A 26,748-nucleotide genomic window follows, 5' to 3' on the forward strand; every position below is an offset into this window, starting at 1 on the left:
TTATAAGTCAATAGTCATTACATAATGTACACCTACTTTTTCTACAATAAAGGACTCTCCTACTATAGTAAAACCCAGTCCTTTATAAAAAGAAGAAGCTTCTTCTCGTGCATTACACCATAAAGTAGTAACTCCATCATTCCTTAATAAGGATAGTGCTTCATTTACAATTTGTTTACCAATTCCTTTTCCTCTTACTTCTATTAAAGTTGCCATTCCTCTTAATTGATATTGATTATCTACAAAGATATTATTTTCACTTTTCATCAATGTTACAATACCTACTTGCTTATCATTAAAAAAAGCTCCTAAATGGTATGTTTCATCATCAAAATCACCCACAAACTTATACGGTAAGTCAATTCCTTTTCTTAAAACTTCTTTTCTTATCAAATAAGTGTCTTCCGTCTTAATTTTTTTAATTACAGTATCCATTTTTATAATTTTATCCCTTAATTTTACACAAATTTAGTATAAAAAAATTCTTATCTAATCTAAAAAATAAGAAGCATTTAATATTTAACTATTTATTGATGAATTTAATATTTAAACCTATTGATAAAGAAAGAATTTCTAAAATCATACCTTTATTAACAGTTGTAAACACTACTACCCCTAGTGATATTTTAAAATTACGTGTTGAAGAAATGACTACCTATTCAAACTACGAATGTGTAGGTGCTTTTGACAATGATAAATTAATAGGCATTTGCGGACTTTGGTATAGCACAAGACATTATATTGGTAAAAGTGTTGAACCTGATCATGTTGTTATAGATGAAACATATCGTGGGAAAAACATTGGTAAGCAATTTTTTAATTGGATTTATGAATACACTAAATCAAAAGGATGTGAAGCAATGGAATTAAATACCTATACAGGAAATAGAAAGTCTCATAAATTCTATTATAATGAAGGCTTCGAAATCTATGGTTTTCATTTTCTAAAAGTTTTAAGAGAAGATAACTCTTTTTATTAATTAACATTGAGTTTTTTTTAAGCGAAATAATAAATTCTATCTGCATTCTTCAACAATATATATAGTATAATTGAGTGATGATTTCTCTAGATAAGGTTTGATTTTCTAGTTTCCTATGAGCGAGCTATAACACAAATATAATTGTAAATAGTAATAATATTTCTTATGTTTGGTATTGTTAAGAATTGTTAGAGCACTCAATTGCTATATCTATTTTTTTAGGTTATATATTTATCAAAAATAAAGGTTTACAGGTTACCTAAGTAATTTCTGTAATTCTTTATATATTTACCTAAAGTTCCTTTTATCCGGAACTATAATCCAATAAACGAGAACTTTGTTCTCTATATAACGAGTTGTGCATAATTGAAGAAAAATGTTGTTTCAAAAGAAAATTAAGCCTAAAAAAATAAAAGATAAGAATACTAGAGAATTACGTTCTTCTGGAATTGAAGTAATTGAACACCTACCCTATTTGGATAGTCCTGAATTTAGAGAACCAAAAGAAATTGCTCGTAGAACAATGGTTCTCACAGCATTATTTCAGTTGCATCTTCAAGCACCAAGAGAAATAATAAAAAAATGGCTTAAAGAAAACGGACTTTTAACGAAACTAAACGCTGAGGAATTAGAGTATTTGGAAACAGAATATTCTGACTTGCCCGAACAAACTCAAACCGATATTTATTGGTTTGTAGAAGCTATTTGGGCTTTCGCTTGGGTAGGTGGATTTCATAATAATCTGACTTTGAATACTGGTGTGGAAGATTCACTTGCTTCTTTAATTCCAAACATTGCGAAAAACGAACCAGCTGAAAAATTTATATCTGAATTCAAATTGAGAAATCAAGTGGATATCTTTAAAATGTTAGACAAGTTTTATCGTGCTCATTGGTTCGCTCGAAATAACAACTTAACTGGAAAACAATCGGACAAAGTTGATTTGGACATAATATTGGAAAGAAGAAAAGCATTAGAATATACAGTTTACAAAGAATTTGATTGGGATGAAATTTCACTTAACACGTAAAACAACTATGCACAACACAGTGTATAAAACATAGCTAATAAGTGCTAAACCGAAAGGTTTGTGTATATTTATAAAGACCGCCAAATTTTTAATTTGGCTTTTAAAAAGAGAAAAATTAAAAACAAAATATAAAAATTTGGCTCTGTGTTAACCCGAAAAGTTAGCGTCTTTTTACACGCTACGTTTCATACACAAGACCGTTGTAAGTAATTTGAGAAAAACCGTAACAAAAAGAAGAAATAAGATACTAATAGAAAAAATAAACAATGAAAAAAATAATTTTAATCCTAGTCGGAATTTTAATAATAAGCTGTTCAAAGGAATCTGAAACAAAATATTCAACCGACTCTGAAAAAGTATTCTTAATAATTACGGAAAATACTACCGAAACCGAATTAACGAAAATCGCATCTGAATTTAAAACTGAAAAGAACATAACTGTTGACTTCTCAAAAACCGAATTTAGCGAAAATGGAAAAATCAAAAACTTGAATCTAGAAGTAGATTGTAACGATGGTTTTAAAGGAATCGCAAAAAGTTCGGGAGTGATTTTAAAAGCTAAAAATTCTGGTTTTTCAAGAGATTATTCTGAAAACTCCAAAGTTCCGTTTGTGATTGGAGCAATGTAATCTGAATAAAAAACTACTTACAACACCGTATATAATTTATTGCTAGTTCTAGCCTACTTACGAAAATCCTCGCGGATTTTCTATTCGGTTTTTATTTGCTAAATTAGGTGTTTAAACCACGCAACAAACCATATACAACAACGTTGGCAGTAATTGTGACCCGTCCTAAAATAAGGCTACATAATTTTAAACATTATGTACAAAAATGACAAAGTAATTAGACGTTACAGCGAACCTTTTAAATTAAAAATTTTAGCCGAACTTACCATCGGAAAACACACAAAGAGCGAACTTTGTAAACTCTATTCCATTGCTCCTACAACAGTAAATGAGTGGATTAAAAAATACAACCGTAAAGACTTAATGAACACCAGAGTAAAAGTGGAAACTAAAGACGAAATATCTAGAATTAAAGCGCTTCAAAAAGAAATAGAACAGCTTAAAAAATTACTACTTAAAAAAGATCTGGATGCTATGATCGAAGAATCCTATCTTGAAGTAGCGGCGGAAGATCTCGGTTACAAATCTATTGCTGATCTAAAAAAAAAGTTAAGTATAAAGCCTTAATTAAAGCTAAAGAAAAAGCTAAGGGATTTGCTTCTTTAAAGACTATAACCCATTGTTTTGGACATAAACGTGACGCGTATTATAAATACAAATCTAGAGCTGATAAACGTTTAAAAATAGAACAACAGATTATTAACATCGTTAAAAAAAGACGCAAATCCCTTCCTAGAGAAGGTGTAAGAAAACTTGTGAAATCGTTAAATGTAGATTTTAATAAAGCTAATATTAAAGTTGGTAGAGATACTTTATTTAATGTGCTTAGAAAACATCAAATGTTAACCCTTAGAAGGAGAACAAGTGCTAGAACCACAAACTCTTATCATCGTTTTTATAAATATAACAACATCATAAAAGGCCTGGAAGTTACTAGAAATAACCAAGTTTGGGTATCTGATATCACATACATTAGAACCGTAAAAGGGTTTTGCTATTTGGCTTTAATAACTGATATGCATTCTAGAAAAATAGTAGGTTACGACCTAAGTGATAGTTTAGAATTAAAAGGATGTGTAAGAGCTCTTAATAAGGCTATTTATCAAGCTAAAGACATTAAACAACTCATTCATCACTCGGATAGAGGAATACAGTATTGTAGTAATCTGTACACACAAATACTTAAAAGAAAAAAGATAGAGATTAGTATGACCCAAGAAAATCATTGTTACGAAAACGCAATGGCAGAGCGCGTAAATGGAATTTTAAAAGATGAATTTTATCTCGACCAAACCTTTGATAACGTGAGTCACGCAAAGAGAGCGGCAAAAAATGCAATTAATTTATACAACGAAATAAGATTACACTTATCTTTAGACTATAAAACACCTAATATGGTATATAAATTATCAGCTTAAAAATCAATTTTAACCTGTAGCCATATTTCAGAACTAGACATACTGAAGCTGAGCATCAAAGATTTTCTTCATTTGGTAGATTTATTTTAACCTTAAAAGAATATGTATAAAAAAATGGAAGCATATATAGTTTTAACGATAGTTGTTCTTGGAACTTTAGGAGCAGGATTTCTAACTATTAATTATAGAAATCAGTCGTTAACAAACCAAAAAAAGCTAGAAAATAAATCAAATGAGGTTAGTGAATTAGGAAAAACCATAGAATCACAGTCTGCAAAAAACATTGAACTCAGTGTTGAACTCGCAGGGAAAACTGATGACAACAAAGAATTGATTAAGGAAAATAAGGAGTTAGGACAAAAGAATCAATATTTAAACGAGGAATTAAAAAAACTATCATTACGATTGTCAGATCAATCTAAAGTAATAAGAGGAACAAATAACAGGAGGAAAAGCTTATGCAAAATTGGAGTTTAAATCACCCTCAACGAAGATCGGGCAAAGGTCATTCGGTTTGCTTCTGAAAAACGGGTTTAACACTTCAATATTAAATCCCCAATTAATTTTTTTTAGAATACAGAGAATCTACGAAAAGTGTTCAAAAGATGAATTTGAGGGAAGAAATGTAATGAATAGTAAGTGTTACGAGTTTTATCGTTCTAATTTAGATACTCGACCAATAGATGCAGGTGCCGAATTGCAATTCGGAGAATCTGTTATACATGATGATAAAGACCAAGAAAATTATTATCAATTGACAGTTTTCCAAAAAAATGGGACTATTTTTTACAAAATCTACGTAGATAGAGATGATACAAAAATCATGGGTTATGTTGTTCAAATAGAAAAAAACAGGAAAATACTAGAAAGATATTCAAAGACTTTTTTTAAAGATCACAAAATTGATGAGTCGTCAATTGATTTTGAAACCTATTATAAACATCTATATAACTCGTTTCTTTTACTTGATGATTAAGCATAACTATTTAAAGTTGCAAAAAAAATGAAAATCCTAACTCTTTAAAGATTGCGCAAAAGGTATACGGTTAACAATACTTCTCCCTAGGGTAATTTCATCTGCAAACTCTAATTCATCACCCACTGAAATACCTCTTGCAATTGTTGATGTTTTAATAGCATACTTTTCAATTTGTTTATAAATATAAAAGTTTGTAGTATCTCCTTCCATAGTAGAACTTAATGCAAAAATAAGCTCTTTAATCTCTCCTTCTTTTACTTTTTCAACTAACGATTCTATCTGTAAATTTTGAGGTCCTACTCCTTCAATAGGTGATATTTTACCTCCTAATACATGATACAAACCTCTATACTGAGCTGTATTTTCAATAGCCATAACATCTCTTATATCTTCAACAACACAAACAATTTCAGCATTTCTATTAGAACTTGCACAAATATCACACAAAACTGTATCTGAAATATTATGACATTTTCTACATGATTTTACATCATTTCTTAATGAGGCTAATGCTTCAGTTAAATATTTAGTATTCTCAGTAGGTTGCTTTAATAAATGCAATACTAATCGTAAAGCAGTTCTTTTACCAATACCTGGTAATCTGCTTACTTCATTTACCGCATTTTCTAATAATTTTGAAGAAAAATCCATGTGGCAAATTTACAATTTTTCAACGATGCTTCACCATCTTATTTCACATTAAAAACCTATCTTCGTGCTTTAAAACTAAACAAATAATTCACAATGAATTCAGAGATAAGAAACTTAGAACCTAAAACTGTTTGGAATCATTTTTCTGATCTAAACGCTGTACCACGTCCTTCTAAAAAAGAAGAAAGAGTAATTCAATTTATGGTTGATTTTGGGAAGAAATTAAACCTTGAAACCATGGTTGATAATGTAGGTAATGTAATTATTCGTAAACCTGCTTCTGCTGGAATGGAAAATAGAAAAACAATCGTTATGCAAAGCCATTTAGATATGGTTCATCAAAAAAATGCAGATACTGTTTTCGATTTCGATACTCAAGGTATAAAAATGATTGTTGAAGGTGACTGGGTAAAAGCTGACGGAACTACATTAGGTGCTGATAATGGATTAGGTGTTGCTTCAATTATGGCTGTTTTATCTTCTTCAGATATTGCTCACCCTGCAATTGAAGCTTTATTTACCATTGATGAAGAAACTGGAATGACAGGTGCAATGGGGCTTGAAGGTGGTATTTTAAAAGGTGAAATATTATTAAACTTAGATACCGAGGAAGACGATGAAATTGGTATGGGATGTGCTGGTGGTGTAGACATCACTGCTACAAGAAACTATACTGAAGAAGCTACTCCTGAAAACACAACATCTTTTGAAATTTCTGTTACTGGTTTAAATGGTGGTCATTCAGGAATGGATATTCATAAAGGTTTAGGAAATGCTAATAAAATAATGAATAGATTATTATTTGATGGCTTTACAAACTTTGGCTTACGTGTATCTGAAATTAACGGTGGTAGTTTACGCAATGCTATTCCTCGTGAAAGTTTTGCTACTGTTGTAATTGACAGTGTTTCAAAAGAACCATTTTTATATGAATTAAACGAACTTATTAATAATATTAAAGCTGAATTTTCTAGTTTAGAGAAAAACCTTTCTATTGAATTAAAAGAAGTGACTTCTCCTAAAAACGTTATGGATTTAGGAGTACAAGAAGGACTTATTAAATCAGTATATGCTTCTTTAAATGGTGTATACAGAATGAGTCCAGATATAGAAAACTTAGTAGAAACATCAAATAATGTAGCTCGTGTTATTGTAAAAGATGGGGCTATTAAAATTGGATGTTTAACACGTTCTTCTTCAGAAACTAATAAATGGGATTTAGCAAACTCTTTACGTGCTACTTTTGAACTTGCAGGTTTTGATGTTGAACTTTCTGGTTCTTACCCTGGATGGTTGCCAAATGTTAATTCTGAAATATTAAAAATAGTTACTGATTTATACATAAAACTACATAATGAGAAACCTCATGTGGCTGCTTGTCACGCTGGTTTAGAATGTGGTATTTTAGGTCAGAACTATCCTGAAATGGACATGGTTTCTTTTGGTCCTAATATAAGAGGTGCACACTCTCCAGATGAGCGCGCTCAAATTTCATCTACTCAAAAGTATTGGGCTTTTTTACTAGAAATATTAAAAAATATTCCTGCTAGAAATTAAATGTAAGAACATTTTTTATAAAGCCACAACTTTTATAGTTGTGGTTTTTTTGTTTACATTTATAAAATGAATTTTTTAGCTCATTTATACCTTTCAAATAATAAAAAAAACATCATGATTGGCAACTTTATAGCCGATCATATTCGAGGAAATAAATTTTCTCACTACACTGAAGAAATACAAAAAGGCATATTTTTACATCGTGAAATAGATACTTTTACTGATACTCATAAAATTGTTAGACAAAGTAAACGCAGACTTCATGAACGTTACGGACATTATGATGGTGTTATTATAGATATTTTTTACGATCACTTTTTAGCTATTAACTGGAAAAAATATTCACAAATACCTCTAAATATTTATGTGAAATCTGTCTATAATTTACTAGAAGAAAACATAGAAATTCTGCCTGAAAAAACACAAGAATTACTTCCTTATATGATTAAATATAATTGGTTATATAACTATCAATTCGCTAAGGGTATTCAAGAGGTTTTAAATGGAATGAATAAACGAACAAAAGGAAAATCTCAAATGAATTTAGCTTCAGAAGACTTGTTAATTAACTATCATTTATTTGAGGATGACTTCACCTTATTTTTTGAAGACTTACGAATTTTTTGCACAGAAAAATTAAAGACTATCTAAATGAAAAATTTATATATTTTAATTCTATTTATATTTATTACCAACTGTAAAACTACTATTAAAAAGGAAAATAAAATTGGCTTAATAACAGATAAAGCAATGGTAGTTTCTGCTAGGAAAGAAGCTTCTAAAATTGGTGTAGATATTTTAAAAAAAGGAGGTAATGCTTTCGATGCAATGGTTGCCACTGAGCTAGCCTTAGCTGTTTCTTATCCGTATGCAGGAAACATTGGAGGCGGTGGTTTTATGGTTTACAGGAAAAACACCGGTGAAATTGGCGCTCTAGATTATAGAGAAAAAGCCCCATTAGCTTCTGAAAGAGACATGTATTTAGATTCTTTAGGTGCAATTATTGAAAACAAAAGTACTTTAGGTGCTACTGCTGTAGGTGTACCAGGAACCGTTGCTGGTGTTTTTGAAGTTCATCGAAAATTTGGCTCTTTATCAATTAAAGAAATTATTCAACCCGTAATTGAATTAGCTAAAAATGGAGTTATTGTTACCGAAAAACAAGAAAAAAGACTTCAAAAGCATCGTTCTAACTTTTTTAAAGCTAATAAAGATAGTATTCATTTAACAAGAGAATGGAAAAAAGGAGATACTATAAAATATAAAGCTTTGGCAGAAACTTTAACTAGAATTCAAAAAAATGGTAGAGATGAATTTTATAAAGGAGAAACTGCAAAAAAACTTGCTGCTTTTTTGCAAGAAAATGGTGGTTATATTACAGAAGAAGATTTAGCTAAATATGAAGCTAAATGGCGAACTCCAATTACTTTTCAGTATGATGATTTACGAATTATTTCAATGTCTCCACCTTCAAGTGGTGGAATTTGTTTAGCGCAAATCATGAATAGTATTGAACCTTATGATTTACATAACTTTGGACATAACTCAACTAAATCAATTCAATTAATTACAGAAGCTGAACGAAGAGCTTATGCCGACAGAAGTTATTTTTTAGGTGATCCTGATTTTGTTTCTATTCCACAAAAAGAGTTAATAAGTAAAAAATATGCAACTAAACGAATGAGTAACTTTTCATTTGAAAAACCTACTTCTTCCAAAGATATTTCACATGGTAACATTGAAATAATTGAAAGTAATGAAACCACTCATTACTCTATTGTTGATCAGTTTGGGAACGCTGTTTCTGTTACTACTACAATTAATGCTGGCTATGGATCTAAATTATATTGTTCAGAGCTAGGTTTTTTCTTGAACAATGAAATGGATGATTTTAGCAGCAAACCAGGTGTACCTAATATGTTTGGTTTGTTAGGAGCTGAAGCCAATAAAATTGTTCCTGAAAAGCGCATGTTAAGCTCTATGACACCTACTATCGTAGAAAAAAACGGAAATCTATTTATGGTCGTTGGAACTCCAGGAGGATCTACCATTATCACCTCAGTTTTACAAACTATTTTAAATGTTCATGAATATAAAATGGGAATGCAAGAAGCAGTAAATCAACCAAGATTTCATCATCAATGGTTTCCTGATGATATTAAAATGGAACCAAATGGATTTTCAACTGAAGTTAAAAATAAATTACACCAAATTGGCTACAATTTAAATGAAAAAAACTCTCTTGTTATTGGAAAAGTAGATGCTATTTTAGTACTGCCTAACGGTAAATTAGAAGGAGGTGCTGATCAAAGAGGAGATGATAAAGCTGAAGGGTTTTAAAAAATGTATAATGAGAAAACAAAAGATTATTATACTTATTAATTTAATATTTGTTTTTGCTGCCTGCGGTGATTCAGAGAATTCATCTACTCCTCAACATACCATAAAAGAGAACTGGTATACTACTACTAAAGTTACCAAAAACACATATAGTATTGCTGAACCCAAAAGTTCTCAGAGAAATGTAAGTTATTTAATAGTTGGAGATGAAAAAGCGATTATGTTTGACACTGGATCCGGAGAAAATTCAGGTCAAGATGGTACAAAAATGATTTACAAACTTAAAGAATTAACTTCCCTTCCTATTACTTTGCTACTTTCTCATTTTCATTTTGATCATAATCAAAATATAGGTGAGTTTAAAAAGGTAGCTTTTCCTGATGTACCCTTTTTAAAACAAAAGGTTGTAAATAGTACATATTCTTTTACTAGTGAAGATTTATTCATTGGTAATTACCCTAAAAACGTTACAGTTAATGAATGGTTACCAATTAAAACTGATATTGATTTAGGAAACAAAAAAATTCAAATTATAAATATTCCAGGACATACTTCTGAATCAGTAGCTATTATTGATACCACAGATAAAGTTGCTTTTCTAGGTGATTACTTATACAATGGGGAACTATTTTTATTTAATGTTGATGATATAAAGAAATATAAAGAAAGTGTTGATTATTTACTTTCGATTTTAGATATCAATTACAGATTATTTGGTGCCCACGGTACTCCTGAAGTAAGTTTTAATAAACTAAAAGACCTTCAAGAATTTTTAAAATGTATTCAAGAAAGTATATGTACTGGGGTAAAAGAAAAGTATTCAGGATATAATACGCTCCTATATAAAAACAATGACTTATCTATTAGAATTTTTATATAACTAAAAATTAATCAGTTACTATCTTTCTAACATTCTACACTTATTAAAAAACTTCAATTCTAAAACAAGGATAGGAAGTACATAAAAAGGTGTAGCCTGTTTTATATTTAACTTTTAAGAGCCCCCTCAAAAGAATCAAAAACATTTTACAGTCCCCCGTACATTCCTATCCAAATTCAATAATACTTTTTTAACTTGTTTTAATAATTGTTTATGAAACTAGAAACATTAAAAAAACGGTTAATACTTATAAAATTGTTTTTCTTGATTTAAAAAGGCACTTTTTATCTTCACTATAATCTAATTTTATAGTCATTAACTTTTCATAATTATCTACAAAATAATTTTTAGTTGGAACTGAAGCGTCTTTAAAACTAATAAAAGAACCATCAGTTTCGTTTATTTTATAATCACGACATTCTTCCATCCAATCTAAAGCTCTGTTTGAATAGAATCGTGTTGGGATTACTTTGTCTAAAGTATAGGAGTCCATTTTACATTTACAATCGGTTTTACTTTGTGTAGGCATGTCCCACCATGTTTGATACTGAATCGTAAAAGCTCTATCTTGATATGGAAAAGCACACTTTAAAGCAGATCGACTTTTTGCTATACTAGTTTTATAAAAATTTCCCTGAATAGCACCCAAAGTAATATATGATGAAATATTTGTTTTCTCTATTCCCTGTAATAATGTTGACTGCAAAGAGCAAACTAACTGTTCTCTACTCTTTTTATTCCAGTCAGTAGTAGGCATTCTTGAAGTTATTTTATGTGGAGCAGGGCAATCGGTTTCTAAACTCAAACCATTTTCTTTTGCACTAACAGAATATCTATCCCATGATTCAAAAGTATAAGGATATCCATTAGTAACTCCTTTAATAAAAGTTGAAATATGTGCTTCATTAGTTAATTCATCAAATTTAACCTTTAACCCATCAATAACAGACATAGTCATTTCTAATTTTTCTTCTTTAGTAAAATCAGGGTCCTTTTCTATTAATTCAACTAAATACCCTCCCCATTCAATCATCATAATTTTCAGCTCTTTACGAGTACCTCCAAAATGTCCATTTAGCGTCCAATCCAAAACTGCATCTTTAGATACCTCATTTTTATATGAAACCTGTTTTGCAACAACTTTTAAGTTCGTTCCTATAAGTTGGTTATTTTTTCCTGGTGAAGTAATACTTTCCCATGCTTCAATAACTGCTGTTGCTTTTATTTTTTTGAATACAGCTAACATATCATAAGAAATATGAAAACTAGAAGCTATTTCAGGTAGTTCAAAAGGCTCAAAGAAAAACTCTGTTACAATTCCATAGCTTAATCCGCCTCCTCCACGAATTGCCCACAACAATCTACTACACATTCCTTCTGTATTAAAGTCGTTAACTTTTTCTTTATTATAAAAAGCGCTCGTTCCTAAATATTTCACAGTACCATTACCCAAAACAATGGTTGCTCCCATTAATCGTTCACATCCCATTCCATATTTACGAGTCCAAGGCCCCCAACCACCACCCATCGTATACCCTGCGATGGCTACACTTTGACATGTTCCGTGTGGAATTCCTAAATGTTCTTTATCTAAAACTTCCTTTATATTTTTAAATTTTGCTCCTGGTTGAATACTTATTTGCCTCACCTCAACTTTATCTTGAGGGTAATTTTTTAAAGACACATCTGTTTTATTCATTAAAGCAAAATCAATTAATACTTTTCCTGTAGCTACACATTCACCTTCATGATCATGCCCTCCAGATTTTACTGTAATTTGTATATTATTATCCGTAGCATACTTTGTAGCAATAGCTACATGCTCTGTATTATAAGGTTGAATAATTAAGGTAGGCATAAAATCAAACCTTCGATTAAAAACTTTTCTTAATTGATTATAAGAGTCCTCTTCTGAAGGGCTCCAAAAATTAGGTTTTAAAGGACAATCATCAAAAGCATTTTTAAATTTTTCTATGACTTCTTGATTCTTATCTATTGCATATATATCGTTTTCCATAAAGTTGGGGGATAATTTGAGTTCTTTTTTAGTTAATTATATTCTTATATTTTTTTTTAAACTATTCAAAATTTTGTCTTTTTCCTCTCCTTCTATATTTTCTAAAAAGTTAAACAACTTATTATGTTCTTCTTTTTTAATTGTTTCCTCAGTTACTTTAATGATTTCATTTTCTAAATCTTTTTTTAGAGTATTTAACCCAACTTTAAAAGGTGTTCCATCATAATATCTTGCAATTGTACCTGGACCTTCAGGAGAACCATGATCGGCATCAATAGACTCTCTCCATTTCCTTGCGTGACTTGCCCATTCATCTTGATCAACTAATTCAGGTGGAGTAAACCATACATTCCATGTAAGTATATTATCTTTCTGCAACATATTTCCTGAGCCTAAATTGAAAATATCCATAATAAATTTATTAAACTCATCTACTACTGGATATCCTGTTTTTTTAATCGCTCCAATTTGTACATTTAAATTACCAACAGTCCATGCTTCTTCTTCATGTTTAGCAAAATCAGGGATAGGAAAACCAGTACTTTGCCCTTTACTTAAAGGGAATATTGGTTGTTCAGGATTCCCTACTATACTTGTAAAAACAACTATTGCCTGTGATTTTTTTGAAGGAAAAGGTAAATAACTTTTTTCAAAATGATCCCACAATTGTTTTACTATAAAGTTTTGTTTTGCACCTGGGCTGAACCAAATTTTACCAACTACTCCCATATCGGCAGCTAACTCTTTATTATCTTCATTTACCCAACCTCTAGTTCCAGTAACCGTAACCTCAACATTTAAAGTTCCTAAAGAAGGTGAACTAATACCTTGTTGAGGACAAATAATAGAATAAACTTTACCTGTATCTGTATATCCAATTCTTGAAATATCAGGAGCAAACATTTGGTAACATCGTTTCGGGTCTGGTTGTCCCTTTTCTGTTTCCCAACTAAACTCTGGCCATTTTACAGCTTGCTGGCGTTGAAGTTTATCAATATTCAACATATTATCGGGCATTGGTAATGATGTTAGATCTGGATTTGGATATGCAAAAGCTGGATTTGACGCTGAAAATCCTCCAATCCAACCTGCTGGTATATTTTCTGATGTTGACTTTTCTACTTTAGATGTAGTTTCCATTGTGTTATATTTTTAAGTTTTTTAAATGACTGGTATATTAATTTCTCACTTTCTAATTTAAATACTAAAAACGTTACTTTTCTTCCAACTTCTCTAAGCGTATATTAAACAGGTGCGAGTGCTTTATTTTTTGATGTAAAAACAAAACGTTCTTGTTCATTATTATTTTTATCTCTGATTATTAATCTTTTAAAAAAACTTTATTAATTTCTACGTTGCCAAAAAACAGCCCTTGGCCATCGTTTTTCTTCTTGGTAGTATCTTTTTTTTATATCATGATACTGTTTATAATTCTTTAAAATATCTTCTTGATATATGTCAATTGATGAAGAACCTTCTTCTATTTTATGAGCAATGTATTTCGCAGCAAAACAAGCTGAACTAATAGAAAAACCTATTCCCATTGAAGAAATTGGGTCAAATGAAACAGCTGCATCTCCAATCGCTATAAAATTTTCTAAATTTCTTACATCGCTTATTTGCGTATGAGCATTTCTGACCCATAATTTATTTGAAAGAGCCTCAGTATTATTGAGAAGATGCTTTATGTGATTCGTTTCTTGTAACAAACTTTCCCAAACGTCAAGCTGATGTAATTTTTTTTCAGAAATAATATCAGCATCAGAAAAAAAAGTAATTACCATTTTATTATCTGGCAAACAAGCAGCATACCACCAACCTAAGTCTACTGATTCTAATGTTTGTTCAAACTTTTTAGAGACATTATTCAATTCCAAAAACAATCCTACTCCCATAAGTGAATCGTCTTTTTTCGAACTTCCTCCTACTTTTCTACACACATTAGCTGACCTACCTGAAGCATCTACCAAATAATTAGCTTTGATTGTAAATTTCCCTTCCGTAGGATGACTAAGAAATACCCGCCAGCTTTTATCTTCTAACTGTTCATAATCTAAACACTTAGTTCTGGGGTAAATAGTAGCTCCTCTTTCCGCAGCTGTTTCTATTAATTTAAAATCAAACTTTTCTCTATCTAATTGAAAAGTAGCCTCATCAGTAGTAAAAATAGCATTCGTAGTGCTTACCTTGTCGCTTCCCCAATAAGATTTACTAGCATATGCTGGTATAAAACTATTTTCCTCGAAATCACTTTTATTTAATTTTAAATAGTTTATTAAATCAAAAATACTTGCAGAAACATGTTCACCTACTCTTGTTTTATTAAAATCGGATTGCTCAATAAGGGTAACATCGCATTTAGAATAGTTTAATAAACTTAATGCGGCAGAGGCTCCACTTGGACCTCCACCAACAATAAGCACATCGGTATGTTTTATAGCATTTGACATTAGCGTCTCATTCTTGTTCCTGAACGAGGCGTGCCTAGTCCATTTTTACTTACACTTATTTTCTTAAAAGCACGTTTTTCAAGGAAAGAGACTAATTTTTTTGCTCTTTCATTTTTTTCTCCAATACGCTTTAAATCATCTTCTATATAAAATACTGGAATTGTAGTTTCATTATCGTCTCCATTACCACTTACTTGTCCTACTCCATATTCTACAAATGAAAATAATTCATTTGTGCGTTCTGTTTCTGTGAAATAAGGAAATCCTTTATCTTGAGAGTTTGTGTTTCTAATAAAAGCCATGGAAGACCAATGCTCAACCATTTGAACAAAACTATTAATTCCACGAGCATAATTCATTTGCTGTCCAGCTGGTAAATGAGAGTGCATTTGACCTTCTAATGTTGTTTCACCAGTTAATACATCCCATGGACTCTGTGGTGGCCACCAATATGAATAATAAGTAGGTGGCAATGGTTCTTTAACTGGATCTTTTTCTATAGTTTGATCGTCTTTAAAAACAGTATTAGAACCTACCCAAACATTTTCAGTCTTTTCTTCTGTAGTTGTTACTCTTGTATCTTTATTAAAATTTGGGTTTGTAAAATTAACAGGCTGCACAGTACATTGGAAAAAATCTGCTTGCCAAGGACATGCCATTCTTTTTGTTAAATCGCCTGGCTCACAACCGCCTCCTTCACATTCATCTCTTGATGGTGTTAAACCTATAGTATTATATCCTCCAATACCTTTTTGATTTGAAATTACAAAAGGAGCTGCATATATTTTTGAATTTTGCACACTCCAAGTTACCTCAATACCTGGACACATTGGTAAACCAACACAGTTTCCTACACTTGCTTGATCTTCTTTACTAATAGGAAAAGGTTCATAATTTGGATTGTTCTCAAAATTACCATTTGCCCATTGTTTAAGCATAAAATATTGTGTATCATTTAATGATAAAAACTTCACAATAGTTTCATTACTCACCGAGTTACTTCCCGAATTTAAAGGCATCATTGGAAAAGAATCATCTCCATTAGTTTTAAATAACTGAGATTGTGGTTCATTAGGAACTGAATTCAATTTATCATTTGGACGTCTGAAATAAGAAAAATAATTCTCTCTATTAGCCTTATTCTCTTCGCTAGGATCAGAAAAATCAAATACATTTGAAGAAAAAGCAATCATTGATTGTACATTAGCTACCCATTGATAGCTAGCAAATCGTTTGATAATTGGTAAAATATCTCTCTGATAATTCACTTTATACGAGGCATTAAATATACCATGTTGACACATACCTGGCACAAGATTAAAACTACGTACTCCAACATCAAACATACTATCACTCAAATTAGAAATATTTACAATTTCTGGAGCAAAATCTGGAGAACCAACAATTACCCATGCTTCTAGAGTAGCAGGTGGTGTACCGTCATTAAAAATAATGCTACAATAAACCGGACCATCAGCAATATCATCATGCCAAGTATTTGACCCTCCATAACTAGTAAGAGGCTCATTTCCTCCTGCATTTCCATACCCTCCTAAAACAATTAATCTTCCGTCATCATCAGTTTTAAGATCACCTAATGTTTTAATTGCTGTACCAGAAGTAACTTCTTCAGGTGGATACTGAGACGGATACCCTGGAGGCACATTGCTCTTATCGAAACCAATCTCTTGATTAGGTCCACTCACACTTCTTGGTCCTGGATCAATAATTAATGTTTGCCTTTCTTTTTCTGTTTTTAATGATGGGTTTCTAAATTCTACCCCTCGGTTTTTATAACTATTCTCTTCTCCATAAAGAAGGTTTCCTTCTAATTCGCTGTACTGATACCAAGCAGCTTTTTTATTTGCTAAATGCACAGTCCATTCCATTAAAGAAACATTTGATGAGTTAGCAGTTAATTCTTTACCATCAGCATCAAACACCTTAAAAAGTTGCCCTTGCCTTCTTACTTGACTTTCGTCATCTTTAAAATTTTTAATGGGTCCTAATTTATTACCAGATGCATCTGCTTCATAAGGAAGACCACCAATTTCATCAGGAGAAAGGCAAAACTGCTTCCTACTATTCCCTAATCGAGCAACCCCTACGGAAGGGCTAATTTTTAGTTCCATAATTTTAGTATTTAGTTCGATAATTTATTTTACTCTCTAAGTTAAACACTAATCATTATGCTATTCTTCTTCTTTCTTTAAACGTATGTTAAATGAGTAAGAGTGTTTTATTTTTTGATATAAAAAACACTCTTACCCTTTTAATAAAATTATAATTAAATGCTATACAACCAGTATTTTAAAAAATTATTGATTTTTTTATTTATTTCCAAGAACCTAATATTAATTTTAATTGAGTAGTTCCTTTAGGAAATGACCCTGGGAATTCTGAAGGAACTTGTGCTCCACCTTTACCTCCTATTGGGTTTTCATCGTAAGCGAAACCATATGCTCTTCCCATATAATCCCCTCTTGATGATTTTGTTTTATTTACTATTGGTAAAGTAAATATATTAGTGCCGCCTACTTTAGTTGTGTGTAAAAAGTAAGAGAAGTAATTTTGAGGTTGGTTTTTAGGATACCAACTTGTTTCTTTTCCCCAATTTGTGGTTGTATAACCAGCTGTTTTTGCTGTTTTATAATCTACAATAGCAATTCCTCTATTTAACGCAGTACTTATTTGATTTTCCAACCCGTTAATTACAGTCTGGTTATTGATTGCTTTATTTGATTTACCTGGATATCTAAAAGATCCATCTGCAAATAAACCAATTCCTGCAAATGTCATTTGACCAGAAGAGTAATAATATTGTGTTGGTGCTTTCGCAAATTTATACTGAAAAGAAGCACTATATGAATTACTAGTGTTTAATGTAACCGATACAATTCCTTTTTTAGATTTATTAATTTTAGTAATTCGTGTAATTCCATCTGAAGAACCTCCTCCTGGACTTACATACATACCTACTTTTAATCCTGTATTTAACGGTAAGGGCGTTTTAAAAATTAATTCGTTTCTCTTATTTATACTTCCCATAATTGGAGCTCTTTTATTTCCTTGTTGATAAGAAACTACCGAAAAACCTACAGGATTAAATGCATATAATGTTTCTGCACCACTAGCTGTAAATTTTAAAGCACCGTGTTTATTTGTTGTTCCAGGAAAAGTTATCGCTGATACAGGTGTTACTGTATAGTTTGCAGAAAATTTATTTGTTCCATTTTGCCATATATTCATTTTTAAACTAGTATCTGTAAACAATTTATTTAAAGCTTCATCAAATACTGTTTCTAACATACTTGTTTCTTTTTCTAAGTATAATCCTGGATTTAATAAGGCTGTTAAATCCTTATTAACGGAATAACTAAGAGGGGTATAATAAGCTGCTGTTGGCTCACCTGCCTTTATTAGTTTTTTCATAAATGGTTTGTAAGCTGCTGTAATATTTTTAGCTGTAATATTATGAGGCTGCCCTATTCTATCAAGTTCATTTCCACTTTTATCTTCAGCAATAATAGATAATGGAAAGAAAAATCCATCAACTGTAGAAATATCAATAAACAATCCTTTGTCTTTCTTAAAGGTGGCTTCAATATAATTATACTGTGGGAAAGCATTTTGTGGTGGATTATTTACTTGAAAAACACTTGCCCCAAATTTCTTGTATTTAAACCCTAAATTATTATTACTTGTTTTTGTTGAATTATCTTTATAAGTGACAGTAGTGTCTTTAATAAAAAAATAAATTCTTGCCCCAACTAAAGGATTTTTATTAGATACTTTAATAGTTTTTAGCTCTTTTACTAATTCATAAGATTTTACATAACCACTATCAGAAGGCATTTTTTTAAAAGTTCCTTGTGAAGTTGCCCCATTTAGAGTTAACATTTTTTGTGAACTTGTACTATACCCTAAAACATATATTTTATATTTTTTATCTAAGCCTGTTAAATTATCTAAAGAAATAACATAAGTACTGTCAGGTTTATCACTTTTATAAGTAAATTTAGAAGCTTCAGTTATTCTTGAAAAGTTTGATTGCACCTCAACCTGAACACCTATTTCTTTAGATACATGAGGAGGGTTCGCAACTGTAACTATTGTATCTGTAACTGATAAAGGTACATTTCCTGCAGATCCAAATTTCACATACGTTGTACCAGAAAAGTACTTCCCTTTAATAGTTATTTTTTTCTTTCCTTTTACAGAAGTTGAATTTGGACTTACGGTGCTTATCTCTGGTAGTTTGTATTCATAAACTATAGAGCTATATACTTTTTTTGCGTCCTTTTTAAATTCAATGTATACTTTATCAATAGAAGGTGAACTAATAGCTGTTGTTTTGAATGTGATAAGAGTTTCAGAAACAACATTATATTCTTTTACTGCTCCATGTTTTTTAAAATAAACACCAACAATATTATCTTTAATAAATCCTGTTCCTTTAATTGATACAACTGTATTCCCTCCTAAAGACCCTGAAGTAGGGCTCAATGAAGTTATTGTTTGCGCTTTTAAATTGACCGTTACTAATAATACAACAATTATTAATAGTAGGTATTTGTAGGTTGTTATTTTCATGTTGATTTCCCGAAGGTTTAATTTTTAGTAATTAATAATTATTCACCTATAAAAACACAACTATTACAAATTCAAAGTATATTTTGCTTTGTAATCATTATTCTTTGTATCATACTCATAAACACCCCAATGATGCTCATAAGTACCTGCTCCAATTGGTTTAGTATCTTCATCATACATTTCGAAAATAAAACAAGGAATTTTAATACCTGGTTTACGTGGTGTTCCATTACCACTTTTACAATGATTAATTAAATTTTGATTAAACGTTTGTGCATTAGAATTTGTAGCAGAAGGATATGTGGCTATTGGTCCTGTTGGCCAACCTGCTTCTCCTATTACAATTGGTAAATCACCATAATTGTTATTACCTAAAGCTACATACAAAGCATCATACATTGCATCAAAAATATTTTTGTAGGTATAATTTCCATCTGTAACCCATACACTTGGATCATTATTAGCGGTAAAAAGACAATACTCTAAAGAAATAGTTCTTTGATTGTTTTGAGTGATAAAAGGATATACATTTATCATAAACACTGAATCATCTGCTTTTAAAATAGCACATACATCTAATATGATGCTTTTAAGCCCATTATTAAATGATCCTGCTGAAGGTGGATACGAATTCCCCATAATGGCATAATTAAAAGGAACCGTTACTTTAGTAGAAAGTCCTTTTGCTTTAATTGCCGCTTTAATATTTGTTAATGCATCTACCAAATATGGAGAATATGCATTATTCCACCAACTTCCTAAAGGTTCATTTCCAACACAAATCATTGGAATTGTAGCTGAGTTGTCTGATAACACCTTTATTATAGCATTTATAGTAGTTGTATCATTATTTGCACATAGTTCTAAATCACCGTTAGGTACATCTACTAAAACTTGCAATCCTTGTGCGGCAAAAGCGCTAATGCAAGTTGCTTGATTGTAGGTAAACATTTTAACAGCTCCAACTCCTGTTGCTTTTATTTGTGAAGCTGCCGTAGCTGCACTTACTTGTTTTCCTGAACTTTGAAATGTATTACTAAAGTTGACCCCTACCGTAGTATTAAAAATTGAATTACTCATAAATAATTAGCTTTTTGAATTTTGCCTACTCTACATAGTTTTCAGCTTCCCCCTAGATTCGATAATCACATTTTATAATGACTTGTTATCAAATTTAAATACTAATCATATCACTTTCTTTTTAATTTCTTTAAGCGTATAGAAAATGGGTAGGAGTGTTTTATTTTTTAATGTTATAATAATTCACATTAAAATTTGTATTTAATTAGGAGTTCATGACCTACATTTGATATACTAGTATTTAAAGCGCTATCTGCTGCTTTTGGTAATTGTTGTATAAAACCTGCAACGGTATAATATTAAAATTAAAGTTTTCAAAAACAAGTAGTTACACCACATCTTTCTCTGTACTTGTATTTTTAAAATAATGAGGATAGCCTTGTGGTAAAAAACCACATCATTTGTATTAAATTCTGATTTCACCAACTTTGATCCTATTGGTTCATTTTGTGTAGAAGGACTCGGTTATACAATTCCAACTTCACCAGAACCGCTTAAAAAAATAGTTGTTTCATTAGTATCTGGGTGTAAATGTGGTGTTAGTAATTCATTAGAACCAATAATTACACGTTTCATTCCTGTGGGGAATCCGTCTTGTAATTTAGGTAAATCAGGAAAACTAGTTGTCGATAAATTTTTTTTGTATGTGTACAATATTATTTTTTAAAATTTTTATTTTACACAGATAAAGTTCTAACTAATCCACTATCAATTACTACTTTTTTTTTCTCCAACTATCCTTAGCTTCTTTATTTTTTCTACCTCCTCCAAATTGTCTTCTTTCTCCAAATTGTCTTCTTCTTCCAAGTTGTCTTCTTTGATATTCTTCTTGTCTTCTTTCTTCATCTCTTTCTCTTCTGTTTCTTAACGTTTCTCGTATTTGATCTTGTTCCTCTTCATTAACTTGTAAACTAAGTTCCATTCTTCCATCTTCTCCTAATTGTGAGGGCTGAAACCCAGCATCCAATAAATCTCTAATTTCCTGTCTTGTTCCATCATATTCTCTATTTTCTCTTGGAGCAAAATTATCCTGTACAAATTGATCAAATGTTTCATTTCCTCTCCAATTTCTTGCCATATTATGGTTTAGTGACACCCTATAATCTTCTCTTCCTTCTTCTCCTTCTCCTAGAATACCATCTATAAAACCTCCAATGAACTCTCTATTTCTTTCTGGTGTAAACTCTTCTGCTTGGTTATATAGATCTCCTGTTAAAAAAGTAGGAAGTACTCTCTCTGCATCTCTTTCTCCTCTTAAAATTGGGGTTACCAAATCTTGAAAATTATTATCTGTTCCTATAGCTAAATGCTGTGGATTCATATCTAACTCTGGATGATCATCATCTACTAAATCATTAATATAACGTCCTGTGTGAGTATTTAATAAGTTCTCTAAATTTATACCTCGTTCATTCAAGTCTTCTTCAATTACAGGTAAATCCTCTTCTTGATGTGCAGGAACTTCTTCAATTACAGGTAAACCCTCTTCTTCGTCTCTAAATAAATTATCCCCATAATTCCCTCCAAAAGCCCCTCCTAACATTGCTAATCCTAAACCTAATAGAGGGTTTGCTCCTGCAAGAACAAAACCCGCTAATCCTCCAAAAGCTGCAACTCCTTTATTAAACATTTGAATAGGCGCTTCGTTTACACTTTCTTTTTTGACTAATTGACTGGTTTCGTTTATTCCAGTATTTAAAGCCTTCCTTCCCATTACATCAGCTTCTGTTTCTAACCCTTCATTATCATTTATTTGCGCACCTCCCACAGAAGTAGTTGGCTGAACTCTACCCTGCTTTTGTTGTACTACATGCCATGCTTCATGAGGTAAATGCTTCTCTTGTCCAGAACTTAAATGAATATCGGTTCCTTGTGCATACGCATGTGCATTTAATTGGGCTGGTTTAGCCGAATTATAATGTACATTAACATCATCCATTGAATAACCTGACATATTTTCTATTCCTGATTTTAAATTATCAGGTAAACCTGTATTGTTTTCTTTTTTTTGAATTAAAGAACTTAAACGATTATCTACCAAAAACTGTCCTTTAGAAGTAGCTTCTTTTCTTTGACCAATATGTTCACTAGCTGATACATCAGTCTTGTTTTTTGAAATATGAGTTTGGTGTCCCATTCTATTCTCTTTTTTTTAAAATTTCATTATTTTGAAAGTATTTATCTTCATATAATTTTTAATTAATCTATATTTCTTTATAAGTAGATTTACTTTTTTCGAAATAAGGATCAGCATTGTCGTAATCTGTGGTTATTTCTTCCCCAACATCTATTGATTTATTCATCTTAAGGATAAAGTTATTTCCCTCCTTCTCCAAACTTGCGTTCGCTTTCTTATCGGATTGGTGGTTAATTAAAGAGCCAAAATCTGAAGTTATATCAATCCCATTTTTATTCAAGGAAGCTACCTTACCTAATTCTTCTTCTCTATTTAAACTTTTACCTGCCATAACTCCTTTTCCGTGTATAGGTGACTTATCAATAAACCATGACTTTTTGTTTCTATTTTCATTCTCGTGAAAAGATTTATTTTGAATAACATCTTTATGTGCTAAAAAACCTTTTTCAATACTCTTTTTAGATCTATTATCATTAAAACAAACCCCTTGACTACGACTACTTTTCTTTTGTAAAATCGTAGATAGCTTTGTTTTTACTGTTTCTAATTTATTTTTTTCGATTTGCATAAAAGATTAGTCTATTTTATTCTTTACTTCCAAAACTAAATAGGTTTTTAAATCCATTATAAAAACGATGGGCAGATATTCCTGTATCACCTAATCTACTTTTTGACCCTTCATAAGGAAATTTTGAAGCAAATTCATTTTCCTGATGAAATGTTTTTACTGGACATTGATCTTCTGGTATTTTATCTAGTAACTCTTTATGTCTTTGATCTCTATATTGTCCATCAAATTGAGCTCCCATAAATGGTATAAACCCTTTTCCTGGACCAGAAACCCAGAAAGGCTTAGAAGTTTTTTCAACTAATTGAGTAACATTATTAGACCTATTATCTTTTAGCTGTAATGTAGACTTAGTATCCACAGCTTTTTTTTGAATACTATCTGATACCGGTTTTTTTTGACCTTGACTCCTTTTATTTACATGTTCTTTCATTTTATCTTTTTAAATTTATATTTAGTTAAGTAAAAACTTTACATTACGTATCAGTTTGTTTGAACAATTACAGGCCCAATTGCTCCACTATAATCTATAGCTGAACAATAGTTGTAATTATTTATCTCATCTTTTAATCGAACTAAATGCGGGTTATAGTAAGGGAACATTACTTTTTTACCTGTTATTAACTTTATGATATATTGATTGTATAACGGAAATTTATAAAAAAGCTCATTAAAAATAATTGAATTCATATCTGAAGCTAAAAATTCATTATTCAATTTATTATATTCATGAATCTCTTTTAAAATTTGTTTTGCAAAAACATTTAAAACATAATTTAATTTACTTGGTATACTTTCTATAATTAAATACAACCGTTTTTCTTTTAACCAATAACCTTTTATTATTAATCCTTCTTTTACAACACAATAATTAAGTGCTTCTGCAATAATAATGTGTTGCCAGTTTAAAGGAATCTGGTTTCCCCATGACTTTGTTACCAATACGAAATGATATACACTTTTAGATTTCTTGACTAATTTAGTTTCATTCATTTTTTATTAGTTATTTTTAAAATCATAGTTCTCAATACTTTTTTTAATCTAAAAACCACTTCATTGCATAAACTCTATTTGTTATGACAATGTCATTGATAGCAGAAACAATTCGTTAAACATTTACCTTAGCCTAAAGATTACCTCACTTTATAAACTGTACTTGTAATGACGTACTTTAAAAAGTAGTGATCGTTTTATTTTCTTTCTTAAATTCTTTACGAATACCTTCTAATAACTCTTCTTTAGTCACTACTGTATCTCCTCTTGAAACTACTGCCAATGCACAAAAACGTAAAACATTAATAATTGCACCACCTGCTAACTCGTATTCTTCAGCTACTTTCCAAACATCAATATCTGGATGTAGTTTACATATACCTGAAAAAGCTTTATTCCATAATTGATAACGTTCATTAACTTCTGGCATACTAAAGTGAATCATCGCTTGAAATCTTCTTGTAAAAGCCGCATCCATATTTCCTTTTAAATTAGAGGCAAGAATTACCACTCCTGGAAAATCTTCAATACGCTGTAACAAATACGATGTTTGCTGGTTTGCATGCCTATCATTAGAACTATTGGCTTCTGTTCTTTTTCCGAATAAAGCATCCGCTTCATCAAAAAATAAAATCCAATCCTTATACTGGGCAATGTCAAAAATTCTTGATAAGTTCTTTTCTGTTTCTCCAATATATTTAGAAACAATCATTGATAAATCTACACGATATACTTCTCGGTTAGATACTTTTCCTAATAAAGAAACTGTTAGTGTTTTTCCTGTTCCTGGGGGGCCATAAAACAAAGCTCGATACCCTGGTTTTATTTTTTTATACAATTCCCATTCATTCATTAAAGTATTACTGTATTGTAACCAAGCTTTTAAAGCTAATACTTCATCCATTACAAAATCATTTAACACTACATCTTCCCAATTTAAATTTGTTGATATTTTTTGGGCAGGAAACGTATTGCTTTGCTCTATATTGGGTTCTTCACCTGTTAAAAAGTAATGAAACCATCGCTTACTTAAACTTAAAATCCCATTATATTTTGGTATGAATAACTCTGTATCTTCTAATGATAAAACTTGTTCTTTTACTAAAATATTTTCTTTTTTGAAAATGTTAAATATCTCCTCTCTAATTTCAGGATTTGTTGCTGAGATTAAAAAGATTAAAGTTTGACCTGTTGGTAAAAAACCACTATGACTTTTATCAATAATACCTCCGAACTCTGTAAATCCACGATCATAAATTTTATTTCTTCCAAAGAAAACATCTAATACTTCAGGTTTCAACTGCGATGCCAATGTTAAGGCAATAGCTAAACGTTCATAAATATTTAATTTCCAATCTATCAGACATTTTGCATAAGTTGCCTCACTGTTTTTTATTTCTTGTACAGGAATGTCTATCCAATGAGGTCTTTCACCTTCATGCTCTAAATACGTACTTATCACATTATGAATTACCTTTTGCAACCAATATATCTCATTGTATAAAAACGGTATGTTTACATTAGTATGCATAATTTATAAACATTTTTGCTATATCATCTAAATTCGCATTTGCCCATTTAAAATATTGTAATGCCGTATTAGGTGTTAATTGATTGGCTTGTAACATATCTAAAACACAAGTTTGAGAATTATAAGCTGATTGATTAGGTGTAAATACCTGTTCAGACTTATAATCGTATTTAAAAAAGTTATTTGCCCAATCAATAACTCCAGTTCTTGCTGTTATTAATTCACTTATAAATACTTCTAATTTTTCTGGTTGTACAATTAATTTTTTGGCTTTAAAAAAACATGGGCGCTTTTTTTCTTCCTTTTGATAAAACTCTATATCTCTTGCCTGAATAGTTTTTGAATTTGCTTGTCCGAATAACTCTATTAAGCCAGCACTTTCTGTTTCTGATGCTATTTCTAATTCACCCTGATCTGATCCTGAAATAACCAAACTCCAGTTTTCTGTAGTTACACTTTCTGTTACTACATATACTTCTCTAAAAGAATATAAAACTTGTGTTAACTTAATTATAAGTTCGTCAGCAATCATATTCCAGTTTACAATTCTTACAGCTTCTGGATTATTACTTGTAAAAAAGAAGCTTCCAAATTCTTTAAATGCCAATATTTGTTTGCTATACCCAAAGTTACCTTCAATAATATTTTGCCCTGTATCTCTACCTGCATAAGGTTTGGTTACACCATTACTAAAATTCCAATTATACTCGTTTTGTTTTACTCCATATTCAAAAACCACTTCATCTATATCTACTACATTGTTTTTAAATATATTTCCTAAAACAACCACTTCTCCTTTTTGAATTTGAAAAAAATCACCCGGATATATATTTTGATTTAATGACTTAGATGGAATAAAACCATTGGTTCTATTATAAAAATCTGTATAAAACTTTTTAGTAATGTTTTCCATAT

At 30.7% G+C, this 26,748-nt stretch carries 26 protein-coding genes; 11 read left to right on the plus strand and 15 right to left on the minus strand.

What is annotated here, in order from left to right:
* Positions 1 to 435, minus strand: coding sequence for a GNAT family N-acetyltransferase (locus tag BLV71_RS17515; RefSeq protein WP_093871794.1), 435 nt, complete (start codon positions 433 to 435; stop codon positions 1 to 3).
* A 98-nt stretch (positions 436 to 533) separates the two neighbouring features.
* Here BLV71_RS17515 and BLV71_RS17520 point away from each other — a divergent pair, with 98 nt between their 5' ends.
* The 7 genes from BLV71_RS17520 to BLV71_RS17550 all read left to right on the plus strand — a co-directional run bounded on the left by BLV71_RS17520 (position 534) and on the right by BLV71_RS17550 (position 5,033).
* The gene (locus BLV71_RS17520; protein WP_093871795.1) at positions 534 to 980 is read left to right on the plus strand and encodes a GNAT family N-acetyltransferase; all 447 of its coding nucleotides are present in this window, start codon (positions 534 to 536) and stop codon (positions 978 to 980) included.
* A 376-nt stretch (positions 981 to 1,356) separates the two neighbouring features.
* Positions 1,357 to 2,010, plus strand: a complete 654-nt coding sequence (locus BLV71_RS17525) for a DUF4272 domain-containing protein (RefSeq protein ID WP_062053303.1) — start codon at positions 1,357 to 1,359, stop codon at positions 2,008 to 2,010.
* Between the two features lie 266 nt (positions 2,011 to 2,276).
* Positions 2,277 to 2,639, plus strand: a complete 363-nt coding sequence (locus BLV71_RS17530; RefSeq protein ID WP_093871751.1) for a hypothetical protein — start codon at positions 2,277 to 2,279, stop codon at positions 2,637 to 2,639.
* A 195-nt stretch (positions 2,640 to 2,834) separates the two neighbouring features.
* Positions 2,835 to 3,206 (plus strand): transposase, encoded by a 372-nt coding sequence (locus BLV71_RS17535; protein ID WP_093871498.1) that lies wholly within the window; start codon positions 2,835 to 2,837, stop codon positions 3,204 to 3,206.
* Positions 3,206 to 4,057: an IS3 family transposase gene (locus tag BLV71_RS17540; RefSeq protein WP_143032775.1), complete on the plus strand. Its 852-nt coding sequence runs from the start codon at positions 3,206 to 3,208 to the stop codon at positions 4,055 to 4,057. Before BLV71_RS17535 ends, BLV71_RS17540 begins: the two co-directional genes overlap by 1 nt.
* Before the next feature lie 114 nt (positions 4,058 to 4,171).
* Complete coding sequence (locus tag BLV71_RS17545; RefSeq protein WP_143032812.1) at positions 4,172 to 4,534, plus strand: hypothetical protein; 363 nt, start codon at positions 4,172 to 4,174, stop codon at positions 4,532 to 4,534.
* Positions 4,535 to 4,685: 151 nt separating this feature from the next.
* Entirely contained in the window at positions 4,686 to 5,033 is a 348-nt protein-coding gene (locus tag BLV71_RS17550) for a hypothetical protein (protein ID WP_093871797.1), read from the plus strand.
* A 36-nt stretch (positions 5,034 to 5,069) separates the two neighbouring features.
* Here BLV71_RS17550 and recR read toward each other — a convergent pair whose 3' ends face one another.
* On the minus strand, positions 5,070 to 5,687 hold the full coding sequence (gene recR / locus BLV71_RS17555; RefSeq protein ID WP_093871798.1) for a recombination mediator RecR: 618 nt from the start codon (positions 5,685 to 5,687) through the stop codon (positions 5,070 to 5,072).
* A gap of 93 nt (positions 5,688 to 5,780) precedes the next feature.
* Here recR and BLV71_RS17560 point away from each other — a divergent pair, with 93 nt between their 5' ends.
* The 4 genes from BLV71_RS17560 to BLV71_RS17575 all read left to right on the plus strand — a co-directional run bounded on the left by BLV71_RS17560 (position 5,781) and on the right by BLV71_RS17575 (position 10,464).
* On the plus strand, positions 5,781 to 7,244 hold the full coding sequence (locus BLV71_RS17560; protein WP_093871799.1) for an aminoacyl-histidine dipeptidase: 1,464 nt from the start codon (positions 5,781 to 5,783) through the stop codon (positions 7,242 to 7,244).
* Positions 7,245 to 7,310: 66 nt separating this feature from the next.
* Entirely contained in the window at positions 7,311 to 7,895 is a 585-nt protein-coding gene (locus tag BLV71_RS17565; RefSeq protein WP_093871800.1) for an acyl carrier protein phosphodiesterase, read from the plus strand.
* The gene (ggt, locus tag BLV71_RS17570) at positions 7,896 to 9,584 is read left to right on the plus strand and encodes a gamma-glutamyltransferase (protein WP_093871801.1); all 1,689 of its coding nucleotides are present in this window, start codon (positions 7,896 to 7,898) and stop codon (positions 9,582 to 9,584) included.
* A gap of 10 nt (positions 9,585 to 9,594) precedes the next feature.
* Positions 9,595 to 10,464 carry an MBL fold metallo-hydrolase gene (locus tag BLV71_RS17575; RefSeq protein WP_176974435.1) on the plus strand — a complete coding sequence of 290 codons (870 nt, stop codon included), beginning with the start codon at positions 9,595 to 9,597 and terminating at the stop codon, positions 10,462 to 10,464.
* 247 nt (positions 10,465 to 10,711) lie between these two features.
* Here BLV71_RS17575 and BLV71_RS17580 read toward each other — a convergent pair whose 3' ends face one another.
* From BLV71_RS17580 to BLV71_RS17640, 13 genes are all read right to left on the minus strand, one after another.
* Positions 10,712 to 12,481, minus strand: coding sequence for an FAD-binding oxidoreductase (locus BLV71_RS17580; protein ID WP_093871803.1), 1,770 nt, complete (start codon positions 12,479 to 12,481; stop codon positions 10,712 to 10,714).
* A 36-nt stretch (positions 12,482 to 12,517) separates the two neighbouring features.
* Positions 12,518 to 13,621 (minus strand): hypothetical protein, encoded by a 1,104-nt coding sequence (locus BLV71_RS17585; protein ID WP_093871804.1) that lies wholly within the window; start codon positions 13,619 to 13,621, stop codon positions 12,518 to 12,520.
* Between the two features lie 203 nt (positions 13,622 to 13,824).
* On the minus strand, positions 13,825 to 14,931 hold the full coding sequence (gene lodB / locus BLV71_RS17590; RefSeq protein WP_093871805.1) for a lysine-epsilon-oxidase maturase LodB: 1,107 nt from the start codon (positions 14,929 to 14,931) through the stop codon (positions 13,825 to 13,827).
* Positions 14,931 to 17,063 (minus strand): CTQ-dependent lysine 6-oxidase LodA, encoded by a 2,133-nt coding sequence (gene lodA, locus BLV71_RS17595; protein ID WP_093871806.1) that lies wholly within the window; start codon positions 17,061 to 17,063, stop codon positions 14,931 to 14,933. The genes lodB and lodA overlap by 1 nt, the downstream gene beginning before the upstream one ends.
* 202 nt (positions 17,064 to 17,265) lie before the next feature.
* Positions 17,266 to 19,524, minus strand: coding sequence for an IPT/TIG domain-containing protein (locus tag BLV71_RS17600; protein ID WP_093871807.1), 2,259 nt, complete (start codon positions 19,522 to 19,524; stop codon positions 17,266 to 17,268).
* A gap of 63 nt (positions 19,525 to 19,587) precedes the next feature.
* Positions 19,588 to 20,604 (minus strand): glycosyl hydrolase family 17 protein, encoded by a 1,017-nt coding sequence (locus tag BLV71_RS17605; protein WP_093871808.1) that lies wholly within the window; start codon positions 20,602 to 20,604, stop codon positions 19,588 to 19,590.
* 465 nt (positions 20,605 to 21,069) lie between these two features.
* Entirely contained in the window at positions 21,070 to 21,258 is a 189-nt protein-coding gene (locus BLV71_RS17610; RefSeq protein ID WP_093871809.1) for a cupin domain-containing protein, read from the minus strand.
* A 61-nt stretch (positions 21,259 to 21,319) separates the two neighbouring features.
* Positions 21,320 to 22,741, minus strand: coding sequence for an eCIS core domain-containing protein (locus BLV71_RS17615; RefSeq protein ID WP_093871810.1), 1,422 nt, complete (start codon positions 22,739 to 22,741; stop codon positions 21,320 to 21,322).
* Between the two features lie 67 nt (positions 22,742 to 22,808).
* Positions 22,809 to 23,309, minus strand: a complete 501-nt coding sequence (locus tag BLV71_RS17620; RefSeq protein ID WP_093871811.1) for an SET domain-containing protein-lysine N-methyltransferase — start codon at positions 23,307 to 23,309, stop codon at positions 22,809 to 22,811.
* Positions 23,310 to 23,325: 16 nt separating this feature from the next.
* Positions 23,326 to 23,742 (minus strand): hypothetical protein, encoded by a 417-nt coding sequence (locus BLV71_RS17625; protein ID WP_093871812.1) that lies wholly within the window; start codon positions 23,740 to 23,742, stop codon positions 23,326 to 23,328.
* Between the two features lie 50 nt (positions 23,743 to 23,792).
* On the minus strand, positions 23,793 to 24,302 hold the full coding sequence (locus BLV71_RS17630) for a hypothetical protein (protein WP_093871813.1): 510 nt from the start codon (positions 24,300 to 24,302) through the stop codon (positions 23,793 to 23,795).
* Positions 24,303 to 24,480: 178 nt separating this feature from the next.
* A complete protein-coding gene (locus tag BLV71_RS17635; RefSeq protein WP_093871814.1) occupies positions 24,481 to 25,833 on the minus strand; it encodes an ATP-binding protein in 1,353 nt (450 codons plus the stop codon).
* Positions 25,823 to 26,746, minus strand: coding sequence for a hypothetical protein (locus BLV71_RS17640; RefSeq protein WP_093871815.1), 924 nt, complete (start codon positions 26,744 to 26,746; stop codon positions 25,823 to 25,825). Before BLV71_RS17640 ends, BLV71_RS17635 begins: the two co-directional genes overlap by 11 nt.
* Positions 26,747 to 26,748: the final 2 nt, after the last annotated feature.

Origin of the sequence: Tenacibaculum sp. MAR_2010_89 (assembly GCF_900105985.1) — a bacterium.
Classification (GTDB): Bacteria; Bacteroidota; Bacteroidia; order Flavobacteriales; family Flavobacteriaceae; genus Polaribacter; species Polaribacter halocynthiae.